Annotated in this window: 10 protein-coding genes; 1 reads left to right on the forward strand and 9 read right to left on the reverse strand. The window is 48.1% G+C overall.

Translation table 11 applies throughout. The annotated features are described in order from the left end of the window. Positions 1-112: 112 nt before the first annotated feature. The 5 genes from AC3Y23_RS16875 to ilvB all read right to left on the reverse strand — a co-directional run bounded on the left by AC3Y23_RS16875 (position 113) and on the right by ilvB (position 9,802). Positions 113-4,390, reverse strand: a complete 4,278-nt coding sequence (locus tag AC3Y23_RS16875) for a collagen binding domain-containing protein (RefSeq protein WP_379200952.1) — start codon at positions 4,388-4,390, stop codon at positions 113-115. A gap of 339 nt (positions 4,391-4,729) precedes the next feature. Further along, positions 4,730-6,271: a 2-isopropylmalate synthase gene (locus AC3Y23_RS16880; RefSeq protein WP_379200955.1), complete on the reverse strand. Its 1,542-nt coding sequence runs from the start codon at positions 6,269-6,271 to the stop codon at positions 4,730-4,732. 110 nt (positions 6,272-6,381) lie between these two features. Beyond that, a complete protein-coding gene (gene ilvC / locus AC3Y23_RS16885; protein WP_379200957.1) occupies positions 6,382-7,374 on the reverse strand; it encodes a ketol-acid reductoisomerase in 993 nt (330 codons plus the stop codon). Between the two features lie 200 nt (positions 7,375-7,574). Further along, positions 7,575-8,054, reverse strand: a complete 480-nt coding sequence (ilvN, locus tag AC3Y23_RS16890) for an acetolactate synthase small subunit (RefSeq protein ID WP_175370017.1) — start codon at positions 8,052-8,054, stop codon at positions 7,575-7,577. Between the two features lie 5 nt (positions 8,055-8,059). Then, positions 8,060-9,802, reverse strand: coding sequence for a biosynthetic-type acetolactate synthase large subunit (gene ilvB / locus AC3Y23_RS16895; RefSeq protein WP_379200959.1), 1,743 nt, complete (start codon positions 9,800-9,802; stop codon positions 8,060-8,062). A 600-nt stretch (positions 9,803-10,402) separates the two neighbouring features. On the opposite strand from ilvB, the gene AC3Y23_RS16900 reads away from it, so the two are divergent. Further along, positions 10,403-10,849 (forward strand): GNAT family N-acetyltransferase, encoded by a 447-nt coding sequence (locus tag AC3Y23_RS16900; protein ID WP_379200961.1) that lies wholly within the window; start codon positions 10,403-10,405, stop codon positions 10,847-10,849. Between the two features lie 21 nt (positions 10,850-10,870). On the opposite strand, the gene AC3Y23_RS16905 is transcribed toward AC3Y23_RS16900, so the two are convergent. The 4 genes from AC3Y23_RS16905 to AC3Y23_RS16920 form a co-directional block, all read right to left on the reverse strand. Then, positions 10,871-11,191, reverse strand: coding sequence for a hypothetical protein (locus AC3Y23_RS16905; protein ID WP_379200963.1), 321 nt, complete (start codon positions 11,189-11,191; stop codon positions 10,871-10,873). 244 nt (positions 11,192-11,435) lie between these two features. Further along, on the reverse strand, positions 11,436-12,395 hold the full coding sequence (locus AC3Y23_RS16910) for an ABC transporter permease (protein ID WP_379200965.1): 960 nt from the start codon (positions 12,393-12,395) through the stop codon (positions 11,436-11,438). Continuing rightward, positions 12,396-13,469 (reverse strand): ABC transporter permease, encoded by a 1,074-nt coding sequence (locus AC3Y23_RS16915; protein WP_379200967.1) that lies wholly within the window; start codon positions 13,467-13,469, stop codon positions 12,396-12,398. Next, positions 13,462-15,000, reverse strand: coding sequence for an ABC transporter ATP-binding protein (locus AC3Y23_RS16920; RefSeq protein WP_379200969.1), 1,539 nt, complete (start codon positions 14,998-15,000; stop codon positions 13,462-13,464). Before AC3Y23_RS16920 ends, AC3Y23_RS16915 begins: the two co-directional genes overlap by 8 nt. Positions 15,001-15,021: the final 21 nt, after the last annotated feature.

Consider the following 15,021-nt stretch of genomic DNA (forward strand, 5'->3'; position numbering starts at 1 on the left):
AAGAATTGCCCCGTAACTCATCCTATACAAAGAAGCAAGCCCATCTCCGTTGAATCTGGAGATGGGCTTGCTTTTATCTAGACCTTTTTAATATCTCGTGTCGCTCTTATCTCTACTCCTGTTTGCCGCCTCTTCTGAATCTTCTGCTGAGTACATAGCCGAGAATAATCAGAGATCCACCAGCCAGGTAGATTGGAAGCGGGCTGTCTTCGCCAGTCTTCGGCAATACGGCAGGTTTTCCACCTTTGCCTTTACTATTACCATCTGGCTCTCCTGTTACCGTTCCCTTTGGTACTTCCTCAACATCAATTTCGATGACGACCTCTTCTTCATTTCCATCTTTATCGGTCACGATGATCGTGAATTTGTCTTTTCCGATAAAGCCTGGGTCTGGTGTATAAACCCACTTGCCGTTTGGCGTCAGGGTGACCTTGCCGTGTGTCGGTTTATCACCGATACTTGGCACACCTCCAAGTGGAATCTCACCTTCAATTGGTACTTCTTCGGTCGTTGTCTCCTGCTTCACAGGCGGTGTCACCTGCGGAATAGCTGGTGTTGCCGGAGTTGTCGGTTGAGCAGGTGTTGTTGTTGGACCTGCACTTGGTACAACTGTCGGCGTTGCCGAAGGAGTGGACGATGGCGTTACTGAAGCACCCGGTGACGGTGATGGCGTTGGTGTCACAACAACTCCTGGTACAGGAGTAGGTGTTGCTACCGGCTCAAATGTCGATGTCGGCGGCAATGTTGGTGCTGGTGTTGCTGTCGGTCCATCAGTAGGCGGCGCTACCGTAGGTGTTGCACTGGCCTCAGGCGTAGCAGAAGCTGTCGCTATTGGCGTTGGTGACGGTGTTGCTGTCGGCACTACCGTTGGCGTCGGTGTCGGTGTTGCTACCGGTGTTGGTGTCGGTGTTGCTGTCGGTACTACAGTTGGCGTCGGTGTCGGTGTTGCTACCGGCGTTGGCGACGGTGTTGCTGTCGGTGTCGGCGACGGTGTTGCTGTCGGCGTTGGTTTCGGTGTTGCTGTCGGTGTCGGCGACGGTGTTGCTGTTGGTGTCGGCGACGGTGTTGCTGTCGGCGTTGGTTTCGGTGTTGCTGTTGGTGTCGGCGACGGTGTTGCTGTCGGCGTCGGTGTCGGTGTTGCTGTCGGCGTTGGTTTCGGTGTTGCTGTTGGTGTCGGCGACGGTGTTACTGTCGGTGTCGGCGACGGTGTTGCTGTCGGCGTTGGCGACGGTGTTGCTGTCGGCGACGGTGTCGGCGACGCTGTTGGTGTTGGTGTCGGCGACGGTGTTGCTGTCGGCGACGGTGTTGCTGTTGGTGTCGGCGACGGTGTTGCTGTCGGTGTCGGCGACGGTGTTACTGTTGGTGTCGGTGACGGTGTTGCTGTTGGCGACGGTGTCGGTGTTGCAACCGTTTTGTTGGTTGCAGTTACGTCTACTGTCGTTGTGCTGTTGATAGTTGCTTCATACGGTGTTGCATCAAGCACATAACCGGTAGGAGCTGCCTTCTCAATCAAAATGTATTTACCACTAAGCAGCTTCGTGAATACAAGAAGCCCATCGGTATCAGTAGTGCCTTCTTTAATCCATATTTTATCTGCATCTACCACACGGTACAGATCAAATGTTGCACCACTGAGTAACTTGGTACCATCGTTCTTGTCTACCTTCTTGAGCTTCAGTTCTCCTCTTACGCCACTACCTGTACCGGATCCACTAGAGAGTTTTACTGTAATCTCCTCATTTTTATCCTTTACAGTTATCTTTACGTTTTTACCACTGAAGCTTACCTTATTGCTGACCTTGTCATTATTTTTGGCTACGATCAGCGATTGGTATTCCAGTACATATGCCTCTGAGATATCCTTCAAGAAACTAAGTTTGAAACTTTCCTTACCGTCGTTGTCTGTAGAGATGACCAATTTGTAATCTGTGCCTTCAACCAGTTTGATGTTGGTCGGTTTAACATTACCCTTGTCATCTACTGTTGTTTTAAACAGATTGAATGTATTGGACAACAGTATTTGGTTTTCACTCGGTACGTCGTTAATTTCAGCTTCTTTTACAAAGGACTGATTACGATTAATATAGATGGTCCAGTTAATTTTGTTACCATCTTGCACGCCACTCTTGGTTACATATTCCCCACCCTGCGGAATATTCACGGAAGCTTTCAGATTTTGCGACTCTGCTGTGGTACCATTCAAAAGTTTTGCCGTGTTATCTACTTTATCTACATCGATAGCTTGATCTGTAAATGTTGTATCGAATTCCACATAGAACGCATAGTCGATAGGTTTTTGGAAGGCTACCTTCAGCGTACTGCCGACCAGGGTAACTTTGTAATCCTCATTAATTTTCAGCGTCGTTCCAAGAGTTGGATCACCATTCTTGCCATACTCCCATTTGTAAACCTTCAGGGATGCCAAATCGACATTCTGGCCGGCAGTAATAGTATCTTCCAGTACAGCTGCGGCGAGTGTCTTTTTGTTATAGTTCGCGCCAATGCCCCAAGTAACTTTCTTGGTAATTGCATTATAGGAGCCGAACTTTTTACCGTTGTTCTTCACTTCTTCTCTCGGATTAAAGATGGAGGTAGCATCCTTGCTCCGCTTAGTCGTCTCCCCATCTTCTTTCCATTCTATGCCGGCTTTATTAAGAAAATCATATTTCCCTTGGGCCAACCAATCATAGTTAAAGTTTGTGGTGTAAGTAATGGTATACGGCTCAGTTACTGGCTGTGTAAAGGTGATGATAAAACCATCGGTGGCAGCTGGAGGGGTAGTCTCCTTATACACAACATCATAGACTGATGGTGCTGCTCCGCTTTTGGTGGTTACTTTCAACGAGTTTCTATCCAGTTTAAGTCCGGCATTCCCGAAGGTATCCGTTACAACCAGATCATTCATTTTCTTGCTGTCATCATTAATATTGATCGTCCATTGCAGTGTCTTATTAGCATAATCAATATTGCTATAACTTTTATGAAGAATAACCTGTTCCGTATTTCGTGGAACTGTCTTGGTTTCTCCATTGTAAGTTACACTGTTCTGAACTGATCCATCATCGAATACACGGCCGTTTGCTTTGGTCTGGTATTCAATCCGATAGGCAGAGCTGATATCGTTATTAAATTGCAGCTTGAAGCCATTCGTTCCCTTATCGGTATCGGTAAGAGACGTGATTGTATACTTGCTTGGATCCAGTGGAGTATTGCTCTTGGTAGCCTTTCCGTTACTGTCAATTGTAACTGGATATACTTTCAAGGAAGTAGCGATCAGATCATGCGAGTTGTTAAAATAATCTTCTAGTACTGCCTTAGCAGAAGGAATTGTTTTCTCATTATAGTTGAAGTTAATCCCCCAGCTAATGATCTGATTATTCTTATCGTATCCTGTCGTCACTTTATCCAAAGGTTTGCCGCGGCCTACTGTAACAGTCGCCTGGCTTTCTTTAGAAAATCCACCGGTACCACTAAAGATACCCTTATTCACAAAGTTAGTCAGATCGCTTCCGGCGGCGTTAATATTCGTGCTAAACGCAATCCGGTAAGCTTTTGTAATCGGACTGTCTGTAAAGGACAGCTTCAATTCACCCGTGCTTGAATCTCTCGTAGTGAACTTGCTACTGTCAACCTGACTGCCTTGAGTTACCTTACCATCTACGTCCACGTTTAGTTCGTAAACAGTTATGGAATTCTGATCCAGATCCAGACCTGTGGGGAGTGCATCCGTTACCGAAGCCCCATAAACACTATCCAGTACTTTGTTCACATCGATAGTCCAATCGATGCTAGTAGCATTGTAAGCTTGTGGCTTGGCCGTTCCTTTCTTCTCCACCGTGGAGCTACCCTTCGGTTTCAAGTTTAATTCAATGGTTTGTGTACCACCCTTGATCGGGAAAACCAAGGTCTGCTTTGTAGAGCCTGTAATTTTCTTGGAGCTCAGCAGAGACCTTACAGTAAATGTCCCCCCTACATTATCATGGCTTTCAATGTAACTATTGAACGTAAATACGACCTTGTTCGTATTCTTATTCACTGAATAAGTGCCCACCGTCACACCGTCAAAATCCAGGGGGCCATCAAGGTCATTATACAATTCAAACTGGTTGGGAAGATCAAAGGTATACGTAGACCCGTCGGTGTACTTATGACCGTTTGGAAGTTCCCAGGTATACTTCAATTCTGAGTATGAATCGAGCTGATACACGTTCCCAGTTACCGTCTCCGAGTAGCTATCATCCGTGTATACCGCAAGTGAAACACTAGTAATCAGATTCTCACTGATGGCGGAACTTTCAGCATGTGCCTGTGCATTGAAGCCAAAGCCGGAAGTCCATTGAGTCACAAGCAGGATCACAATCAGCCATGCGCTAACTCTCCTCTTGAACATCTGTTTCAATATCCTCCTTTTCTCTTCATTTCTATGTGGTTTCTAGGTTGAAGCTTTTCGTTCCAGATTCCCTTACCGGATTACGCTACCTTGCTAGAGAGAGTCTCTCTCCCGGCGCTCCTCCTTTCGCAACTCTTCCTGGATGCCCTTGCCATGAAAAGCTCAAGCTATCAACTCATTTTAAATATTACGTCTAAACAAAAACTGAACAAAACGTAGACTAGTCACTAAAAATACAAACAAGAGGGCTCAATGAGACAAAAGCAACAAAAAAACCGCCCCGGCAATAGAATAATCTCTATTGTCGGGACGGTCTGTCAGGCAATCGCTTTATATAGTTTATAATGTAGCGCGGTCGCGCTCCGTATAGGTCTTACGCTTCTCGATCAGCTTGTTAAGCGCATCCAGATAAGCCCGGGCGCTGGCTTCCAGAATATCGGTGCTAAGACCTCTGCCCTGTGCCGCAACTATGCCCTGTGTCAACACCACATGAACCTCACCCTGTGCATCTTTACCCCGGCTGACAGATTTAATAGAATAATCACTCAAGGTGACTTCTTCTCCCGTAGCCGAATCGATAGCATTGTAGATCGCATCTACGGAACCGTTACCTTCAGCAGAAGCAGTAATATGCTGCTCCTCAGGACCATTGATAACGACCTTGGCTGTTGGTGTGGCTTCATTACCGTAGGTGACATAAATCGTCTGCAAGCGGAAGGTTTCAGGTGTCTTCGCAAGCTTCTCTTCAAGCAGAGCCAAAATATCCTCGTCGGACACTTCCTTCTTCTTATCCGCCAGATCTTTGAACTTGCCAAACGCAGTGTTCAACTCTTCATCCGGCAGATCGTAACCAAGATCATTCAGCTTGTCGCGGAACGCGTGGCGACCGGAATGCTTGCCGAGCACCAGCTTGCTTTCCTTGAGACCAATGGTCTCCGGCGTCATAATCTCGTAAGTCGTCTTCTCCTTCAGCATACCGTCCTGGTGAATGCCTGATTCATGCGCGAACGCATTCGCACCCACAATTGCTTTGTTACCTGGAACAACCATACCGGTCAGTTTGCTGACCAAGCGACTGGTACGGGAGATCTCGGACAGCACGAGAGAAGTCTTTGCTCCGAAAAATTCACTCCGCGTCTCCAACGCAAGCGCGACCTCTTCAATAGCCGTATTCCCGGCGCGTTCGCCGATACCGTTGATGGTACCTTCAATCTGGTCTGCACCATTCTGAATTGCTGCAAGAGTATTGGCCGTAGCCATGCCAAGATCATTATGGCAGTGCGCGCTGAGCTGCACCCGCTCGATATCAGGCACATTTTCTTTCAAATATTTGAAGATCGCTCCGTATTCCGAAGGGTTCAAATAACCGACTGTATCCGGAATATTAACCACATTCGCTCCTTCACGTACCGCCATGCTCACAACTTCAACGAGGAAATCATATTCGGTACGGCCAGCATCCTCAAGTGAGAATTCCAGCTTGGGAAAATACTTCTTCGCATAACGAATCGCTGCCTGCGCAGTCTCCAGTACCTGAGACTTTTCCATCCGCAGCTTATGCTGCCGGTGGATAGGTGAGGTTGCCAGGAAAAGGTGGATGCAAGGGTCCTGCGCACCCTTCAAGGCTTCTTTTACCGCGTCAATATCTGCTTCTCTTGAGCGGGACAACCCGATCACTGTCGCATTCTTAACGGCTCTGGCTACCGCGTTGACTGCCGCCAGATCACCCGGCGAGGCAGCTGGAAAGCCCGCTTCCATGCGGTCAATCCCAAGCTTTTCAAGCTGATGAGCGATTTCCACTTTTTCAAGCGTGTTCAGGTTCACACCCGGCGACTGCTCTCCATCGCGCAGTGTCGTATCGAACACATAAATTTTCCGCATGCGGAGCACCTCCTGAAAATTGGGCTAAAACCCTCAAATGCGGCTCGTTGGTGGACGGCCGCATCTGGGGATTACCATATAGACTTCAAAGTTATCTTATTTATATGTGCTTATTTCTTGATCCAGTGCATCATTTCACGCAATTGTCCGCCTACTACTTCGATTGGATGAGCAGCTTCGTTGCGGCGAGTTGCAGTCAGGAACGCACGGCCGGATTGGTTCTCCAAGATGAAGTCACGAGCAAATTTACCTTGTTGGATATCGCTCAGAACAGCCTTCATAGCTTTCTTAGTTTCATCAGTTACAACGCGAGGACCTGTTACATAGTCGCCGTATTCAGCAGTGTTACTGATGGAATCACGCATTGTAGCCAATCCTCCTTCATAGATCAGGTCTACGATCAGCTTCAACTCATGCAAGCACTCGAAGTAAGCCATCTCAGGAGCATAACCAGCTTCAGTCAGTGTTTCAAAACCGGCTTTGATCAGAGCGGATACGCCGCCGCAAAGTACAGCTTGCTCACCGAACAGATCGGTTTCAGTTTCTTCACGGAAGGAAGTTTCGATAACGCCTGCACGAGTACAGCCGATACCTTTTGCATACGCCAGACCGATAGCTTGCGCTTGTCCGGTAGCGTCTTGATGGATTGCGATCAGGCCAGGAACACCGAAGCCTTCTACATAAGTACGGCGAACCATGTGACCTGGGGATTTAGGAGCTACGAGCAGCACGTCTGCATCCTTAGGTGCTACGATTTGGCCAAAATGTACGTTGAAGCCGTGGGAGAACATCAGTGCTGCACCTTTTTTAAGGTTTGGTTCAATTTCGTTCTTATATACGGATGCTTGTGTTTCGTCTGGCATCAGAATTTGCACGACATCAGCACGGGATACTGCTTCCGCTACTGGCAATACTTCGAAACCGTCGTTCTTAGCTGCTTCAAAGGATTTACCTTCACGCAGGCCGATGACAACTTGAAGACCGCTATCACGAAGGTTTTGTGCTTGGGCATGCCCTTGGCTACCATAACCGATTACCGCAATTGTCTTCCCTTTTAATACGCTAAGTTCTGCATCTTGTTCATAGTAAACTGTCACTGCCATTGTCAATATCCTCCTTTAAATTGGACCCATCGTAAAGAGCGGGTGCTTCAAGAGCATCTGCCTGAAGGACTCTCAAAGCTGCTCCTCAAGCCCCCGCTCTTTAGCGGGCATGTCGTTATTTCGTATTCTCGTTATACCGTTATATCACATCTCGTTAAAGCAACCAAGCAGTAATTCGCTAAAGCCGTAAAATACAGCCTTTAGGCGTTGCCACGAATCATGGCTGTGACTCCTGTGCGCGATAGCTCTTTAATGCCGTAAGGCTTGAGCAGTTCAATCATGGCATCGATTTTCTCGGTGTCACCCACGACCTGTACGAGGAGACTAGTGCTGCCAATATCAACAACAGCGGCCCGGAAAGTCTCCACCACGCCCATGATTTCTGGGCGCTCCGATGGCTCTGCCTTCACCTTGATCAAGGCAAGCTCTCTCGCTACCATTGGTTTGGAGCTGAGGTCCACAACCTTGATGACATCAATCAGCTTGTAAAGCTGCTTCTCGATCTGTTCCAAAGTGCTAGCGTCACCCCAGGTAACGATAACCATCCGGGAGAGTCCTTCTTCTTCAGACTGCCCCACAGTAATGCTCTCAATATTATAGCCCCGACGCCCGAACAAACCAGATACCCGCTGCAGTACGCCTGGTTGGTCATTCACCAGTACAGCAATCGTATGTTTCATCACTGTTATTCATCCCCCATCAGCATTTGATCGATGGTAGAGCCTTGGGTAACCATTGGATAGACATTCTCGTCCTTAGGAACTACGAATTCTACCAATACTGGACCCGGTGTATCCATCGCTTCCTGCCATGCCGCTCTTGCTTCTTCCTTGTTGGTTGCCCGGAGGCCTTTCACACCATATGCTTCAGCCAGCTTGACGAAGTTCGGGCTGCCTGCCAGATCCGTATAGCTGTAACGCTTCTCATAGATGAGGTTCTGCCACTGACGAACCATACCGAGCACCTCATTATTGATGACTACAATTTTGACCGGAATATTGTGAATGGCGCAAATTGCAAGTTCCTGAGAACACATCTGCATACCACCGTCTCCGTTAATAGATACGACTAGACGTTCCGGGTGCGCCATTTGCGCGCCGATCGCGGACGGGAATCCGAAGCCCATCGTTCCAAGACCGCCGGAGGTGATCCATGAGCGTGGATGATTGAACTTGTAGTACTGTGCCGCCCACATTTGGTGTTGACCAACATCCGTTGTGACAATCGCTTCACCTTTAGTGGTGTCGTTGATCATCTCGATAACCCATTGCGGCTTCAATTCCGTCTCGGAATCATTATAGCGCAGTGGCTTCTCCTGCTTCCACTGAGCGATCTGTGCTCTCCAGGCATCTGCCTTAACTGCGCGTCCTACCTCTGGATTCAGCATTTCCAGAACGGTCTTCACATCTCCTACGATTGGAATGTCAGGCGTTACGTTCTTACCGATCTCTGCCGGGTCAATGTCAATGTGTACAATTTTGGCTTTTGGCGCGAAACCGTCCAGCTTTCCTGTTACACGATCGTCGAACCGGGCACCGATATTGATGAGCAGATCACTCTGCTGGATGGCGTTATTGGCAGTGTAGGTGCCGTGCATTCCCGGCATCCCCATCCACAGGTCTTCTCCGCTTGGGAAACAACCTAGGCCCAGCAATGTCGTCGTGATTGGAATTTCAGTACGTTTAACAAATTCCAACATCTCTTCATGCGCTCCGGAGTAAATAACTCCGCCACCTGCAATGATAATTGGGCGCTCAGCTTCCGAGATAGCTTTCACGAGCTTATCAAGCTGCAGCTTGTTAGGTACAGTTCGCGGGTTATATCCACGAAGGTTGACACCCTGCACTGGAGTAAACAGCGTTTTCGCTGCCGATACATCCTTCGGAATGTCGATAAGGACAGGACCTTTACGACCTGTATTGGCTACATGGAACGCTTCGTGAATCACACGTGGCAGATCCTCGACATCACGCACCAGGTAGCTGTGCTTCGTGATTGGCATTGTAATACCAGTAATGTCTGCCTCTTGGAACGCATCCGTACCAATTAAGCTGGAGAATACGTTACCTGTAATGACAACCAATGGTACAGAGTCCATAAACGCGGTCGCGATACCTGTTACCAGGTTAGTTGCTCCTGGTCCCGAGGTGGCGATACAGACACCAGGCTTGCCGCTTGCTCTAGCATACCCGTCCGCTGCGTGGATGGCGCCTTGCTCGTGACGAGTAAGGATGTGATTGAAATCTTTAAAGCCGTGCAGCGCGTCGTAGATGTACAATACTGCACCACCAGGATATCCAAATACGGTATCAACACCTTCGAGTACAAGACTGCGAAGCAGAATCTCCGATCCGGTAATGATCTCCGGCTGTTTCCATTTCTCACGTAACTCATCTGTCGACCGCAATTTCGGTATTTGCGCGCTCATCAGTCTTCCTCCTTCGATGTTTAACGTTCAGTATTCAAAAATGACGGACCGTCAATTTAACAACAACTTTAGTTAGGGGCGGCGTTCTTTAACAACAAAAAAACCTTCCGCCTCCCACACGCAAATTAAGCGTGTGAGGGACGAAAGGTTGATCTTCCGTGGTACCACCCATGTTTGCATTCATCTCGCGATGATATGCCTTATCAGGTATACAAAAATCCATCGATGTAGGCAGGGCCCAATCTTTGTAACCTGAAGTCCCTAACGCGGACCAAACGATTCCCCCTAATAATTCCACCGCTCTTACTGATGGACCTTTCAGGAAAACAGCTCCGAGGTGAGCTCGTATATAAGGGATTTCGGTGGAGGTTGCAGCAAATCCTCACACTCTCTGAGCAAAAGAGCCCTTAAAACTTCGTCCTCATCATTGCCGATACATGTATGCTCGTTAAAATGTTTAGACACATTATATGATTCCTCACACGGATTAGTCAATACCCATATTTTTAAAAAACTTTCTCGTCCCCTTCACCCTTACGGAACGCTTCCCCCTCCTACTGTCATATGATGGTACGACAATGCGTGGAAAGGGGGCGCCATATGATCCGTTACCGCAGACCGAAACAGGACGATGCTGTCATCCTCGACTTGATCGAGAAGCAGCTCGTCCCATTATCCCATCTGCCACAGAAAATGATTTCCCAGGTACGAAAAGATTTGCCCCGCCGGATAGGTCACGGTGTGACGCTTGTTGCCTGCACCGATTACGAGAGTGATCCGCTGGGGTTTGTCCACTTTATGCTGCACGGGGATCTGCTTTATATCGACATGCTGGCCATCACACCCGCCGCTCGGCGCAAACGCTGGGGGAATCTGCTCATGGATCGGGCAGAGCGATTTGCACTATCACGCGGGTGCCAGCGGGCCAAGTTATCGGTAGATTCCGGTAATACAGCCGGCCTTACCTTCTATCGTAAGCTGGGCTACAAGACGACCCGTTATCATAAACAGGGGTACATCTATGAGATGGAAAAACAATTATCTTAAAACCCATGCGGCTATATCCACTTAGTAAAATCCATAAGGATAAGGTGCTCCACCGTACCCGTATCCAGGACCGTAGCCGCCATATCCATATCCGCCACCATAAGGTACGCCGCCGTATCCGCCATATCCATATGGAGCCGTCCCTACAGCGAGCAAATCAAACAGCACCAGCGGAATCAATGCCTTCGTTTGCACTTTTTTGCCACTAGAACGCTGCAATATCAAACGATTTCCGGAAATGCGGACCAATTTTCCTGATACCTTCGTTCCATCTTTTTTGACCGCTACGATATGTTTGCCAACCAGCTTCATGACCTGCTTCTTGGTGACCGCTTGTGCCATAATATCCCTCCTCAAATGTTGTACGAAACCCATCCCTTCGAATGTTCTTCGCATTCAATTGGCTCTGCTCTTGTCAGTCCTTTGCTTACATCTTCAAAACAGTGTATTCGCTGGATAATACGCCTGCCTGTTCATCCGCCTGTTCTGCTAAATTTACTTTCAGGTATGGAAACAAAAAAAGCCGCATTCCCGGAAATACCGAAAATGCGGCTTGAACTATATTTGCCTAACCTGTTACTCTGATCTAGCGTTTACTTGGATCGTACGGTTGCCCCAAAGCCTTAGGAGCTGACGAACGTCCTACAGTACTTACAAGCACGATAATCGTCAGCACATAAGGAATCATAAAGATAAATTCCTGAGGAATGTTCTTGGACCATTCGAACAATTGTACGTAGTTGCGGATCGCTTGAGAGAAGCCAAAGAATACGGCCGCACCAAAAGCACCGAGCGGGTTCCACTTTCCGAAGATCATCGCTGCAATAGCGATAAAGCCTTGACCCGAAATCGTATTATGGGCAAAGGTGCCCGTTGTCGTCAATGTAATCGTGGCGCCGCCAATACCAGCGAGCATACCACTCATCATTACGCCAATATAACGCATTTTGTTTACATTAACACCCAGCGTATCCGCAGCACTCGGATGTTCACCCACAGCTCGCAAACGAAGACCAAACGGCGTCTTGAAGAGTACCAGGTAAACAATGATCACCAGCACAATGGCAAGATAAGTCGTCGGATAGGAATTGAAGATTCCTTCTCCGATAACCGGAATTTTGGACAGACCTGGAATAGCAAACTTGCTGAAACCATCCAATAATGGAGTCTCTCCCGAGCCTTCAAACAATAGCTTTACCATATAAAGCGTACTGCCTGCCGCCAAGAAGTTGATCACCGTACCACTGATGGTCTGATCTGCTTTGAACGTAATCGAGGCAACGGCGTGAATTAATGAACCGATAATCCCCACTGCCATCGCAGACAGCACCCCTACCCAGGGCGCCAATTCACCCATGCCGGCTTCTTGGGCGTAATATCCCCCTACAGCAGCGGCAAAAGCACCAAACATCATCAAACCTTCAAGCCCAATGTTAACTACACCGGAGCGTTCCGAGAAGATGCCGCCGAGGGAGGCGAAAATGAGCGCTGTGGAAAATACAAGCGTCGTATTGAGCAACTGGCCTAATAGCGTCAGCACATCCATCTATAACACCTTCTCTTTCTTGCGCTTGAAGTAAAATGGTTTGAGTACCCAGCGCACAATACCTTGTGCAGCAATGAAGAAAATAATCGAACCGATAACGATACGGATCAGTTCAGGCGGTACATCCGCACCAAAACTCATACCTGCTGCACCGTAGGTCAGCGTACCATACAATATCGCTGCCAAAATGACACCGAACGGATGGGTCAAACCAAGCAGTGCTACCGCAATACCGTCGAAGCCATAGCCCGGCGAACCTGCGAAGACAGATTGGTAGTGGAATACACCAAGGACTTCACCTGCTCCGGCTAGACCCGCGAATACCCCACTAATAAACATCGCTTTGATGACATTTCGGCCGACATTCATCCCGGCATACTCTGCAGCATGTGGATTAAGACCTACCGCACGCATTTCGTATCCTTGCTTTGTTTTCCATAGATAAACATAGAAGAAGACGGCGGCTGCTAACGCAATGGCTGTTCCCCAGTGGAGACGGGCATTGTCGAAGAAAGAATTAAGGAAGGTCATAGAGAGCGAAGCTGGGATATCTTCCGAACGGTTCTGACCCGGAATTAACAAGAAGGTTCTAACGATATAATTCGCAAAGAACAATGCGATCCAGTTCAACATAATGGTCGTGATAACTTCGTTAATCCCACGTTTAGCCTTAAGGTAACCGGCAAAACCGGCCCAAATACCGCCGCAGAGTCCAGCAGCAATCACAGCGAGTGGAACAAGCAGGAAGGATGGCAGAGCAGCCAGCTTAATGCCGACTACCGATGCCGCTGTCATCCCAATCAGAACTTGTCCGTCCGCACCGATGTTGAACATCCCTGAACGGAAGGCAAAAGCTACGGCAAGTCCGGTCAGCATAAGCGGTGTCATCTCACGGATGGCTTCCCCGATGTCATACGTGCTGCCGAATACGCGTTTGAACAGCGCAGAGTATGCTGCAATCGGATCATATCCTCCCGCTAGCATGACAATAGCGCCGACCAGGAATCCAAGGATAATCGCGACAAGAGGAATAATATAGCTGTCCGTCGCAAAGATTTTTCTAAGCTTATTCAACCGTCTTCCCTCCCCGCTTCAAGCTACCCGCCATCATCAGACCCAGTTCCTGGTCATTTGTGTCCTGCGGATACACTTCGCCGACAATCTGTCCTTCATAAATAACGGCAATTCTGTCGGATACGTTCATAATTTCGTCCAGCTCAAAGGAAATGAGCAGAACAGCTTTGCCTTGATCACGCTGAGCGATAAGCTGCTTTTGCACAAATTCAATCGCACCCACATCAAGACCACGGGTTGGCTGAGCCGCGATGAGCAATGTCGGATTTTTATCTATTTCCCGCGCAATAATCGCTTTTTGCTGATTTCCCCCGGACAAGGAACGAGCCTTCGTCTCCAGAGAAGGTGTCCGCACGTCGAATTGCTGGATAAGCTCTCCTGCATGCTTATTAATAATGTCATAATTCAAGAATCCACTTTGGTTATATGGCTTCTTATAGTAAGTTTCCAGCACCATGTTCTCACTCATCGAGAAATCAAGGACAAGACCATGTTTATGACGGTCCTCCGGTATATGGGAGACATTCTTCTCGGTAACTTTACGCGGGGAGAGGTTCGCAATCTCCTGGCCTTCCATACTAATGGAACCGGAATCAATCCTACGCAGACCGGTGATCGCCTGGATTAACTCACTCTGTCCGTTGCCGTCGACACCAGCAATACCCAGAATCTCTCCTGCTTTAACTTCAAAGCTAAGTCCATTCAATACAGGCACGCCGTCCTTGTTCTTGCTGTTGACATTATCAAGCTTCAGTACGGCTGAACCGATCTCTGGAGGCTTCTTGTCCACTTTAAAGGTTACCCCGCGTCCTACCATTTTCTCGGCCAGTTCATTAGGGTTAGTCTCAGAAGTCTTGACGGTATCAATAACTTTTCCGCGACGGATAATGGTAACCCGATCAGAGATCTGCATGATTTCCTTAAGCTTATGAGTAATCAGAATAATGGATTTACCTTCAGCAACGAGTCGCTTCATGATGTCCATCAGTTCTTTAATCTCCTGCGGTGTAAGTACAGCAGTTGGCTCGTCAAATATGAGAATATCCGCTCCGCGATACAGGGTCTTCATAATTTCAACCCGCTGCTGCATGCCTACAGAAATATCATGGATTTTGGCATTTGGATTGACTTGAAGTCCATACTGCTCAGACAGTTTCCGAACCTGCTCCGCAGCGGATTTATAGTCGATTTTAAGACCTTTTTTCGGTTCCATGCCAAGAACAATATTCTCGGTTACCGTAAAAGGATCTACTAGCTTGAAATGTTGGTGAACCATACCGATACCAAGCTCAATGGCTTTATTCGGACTATCGATCATCACCGGTTTCCCGTCAATCTCAATACTGCCTTCATCTGGTTGATACAGCCCAAATACGATGTTCATCAAAGTGGACTTCCCTGCACCATTCTCACCGAGCAATGCGTGGATTTCCCCTTTTTCAAGAGTCAGGCTGATGGAATCGTTGGCGACAATACCAGGAAAACGTTTTGTGATTTGCTTCAACTCTACGACTGGAGCCGCAGCACTCATGGAATCACCCTCATCACAGAA

The organism is Paenibacillus sp. MAHUQ-45 (assembly GCF_058133325.1).

Bases quoted from the DNA above. Each gene is read 5' to 3' on its own strand.
- ilvN (WP_175370017.1), bottom strand. From the start codon at position 8,054: ATGAAACATACGATTGCTGTACTGGTGAATGACCAACCAGGCGTACTG.
- ilvB (WP_379200959.1), bottom strand. From the start codon at position 9,802: ATGAGCGCGCAAATACCGAAATTGCGGTCGACAGATGAGTTACGTGAG.
- AC3Y23_RS16905 (WP_379200963.1), bottom strand. From the start codon at position 11,191: ATGGCACAAGCGGTCACCAAGAAGCAGGTCATGAAGCTGGTTGGCAAA.
- ilvC (WP_379200957.1), bottom strand. From the start codon at position 7,374: ATGGCAGTGACAGTTTACTATGAACAAGATGCAGAACTTAGCGTATTA.
- AC3Y23_RS16900 (WP_379200961.1), top strand. From the start codon at position 10,403: ATGATCCGTTACCGCAGACCGAAACAGGACGATGCTGTCATCCTCGAC.
- AC3Y23_RS16880 (WP_379200955.1), bottom strand. From the start codon at position 6,271: ATGCGGAAAATTTATGTGTTCGATACGACACTGCGCGATGGAGAGCAG.
- AC3Y23_RS16875 (WP_379200952.1), bottom strand. From the start codon at position 4,390: ATGTTCAAGAGGAGAGTTAGCGCATGGCTGATTGTGATCCTGCTTGTG.
- AC3Y23_RS16920 (WP_379200969.1), bottom strand. From the start codon at position 15,000: ATGAGTGCTGCGGCTCCAGTCGTAGAGTTGAAGCAAATCACAAAACGT.
- AC3Y23_RS16910 (WP_379200965.1), bottom strand. From the start codon at position 12,395: ATGGATGTGCTGACGCTATTAGGCCAGTTGCTCAATACGACGCTTGTA.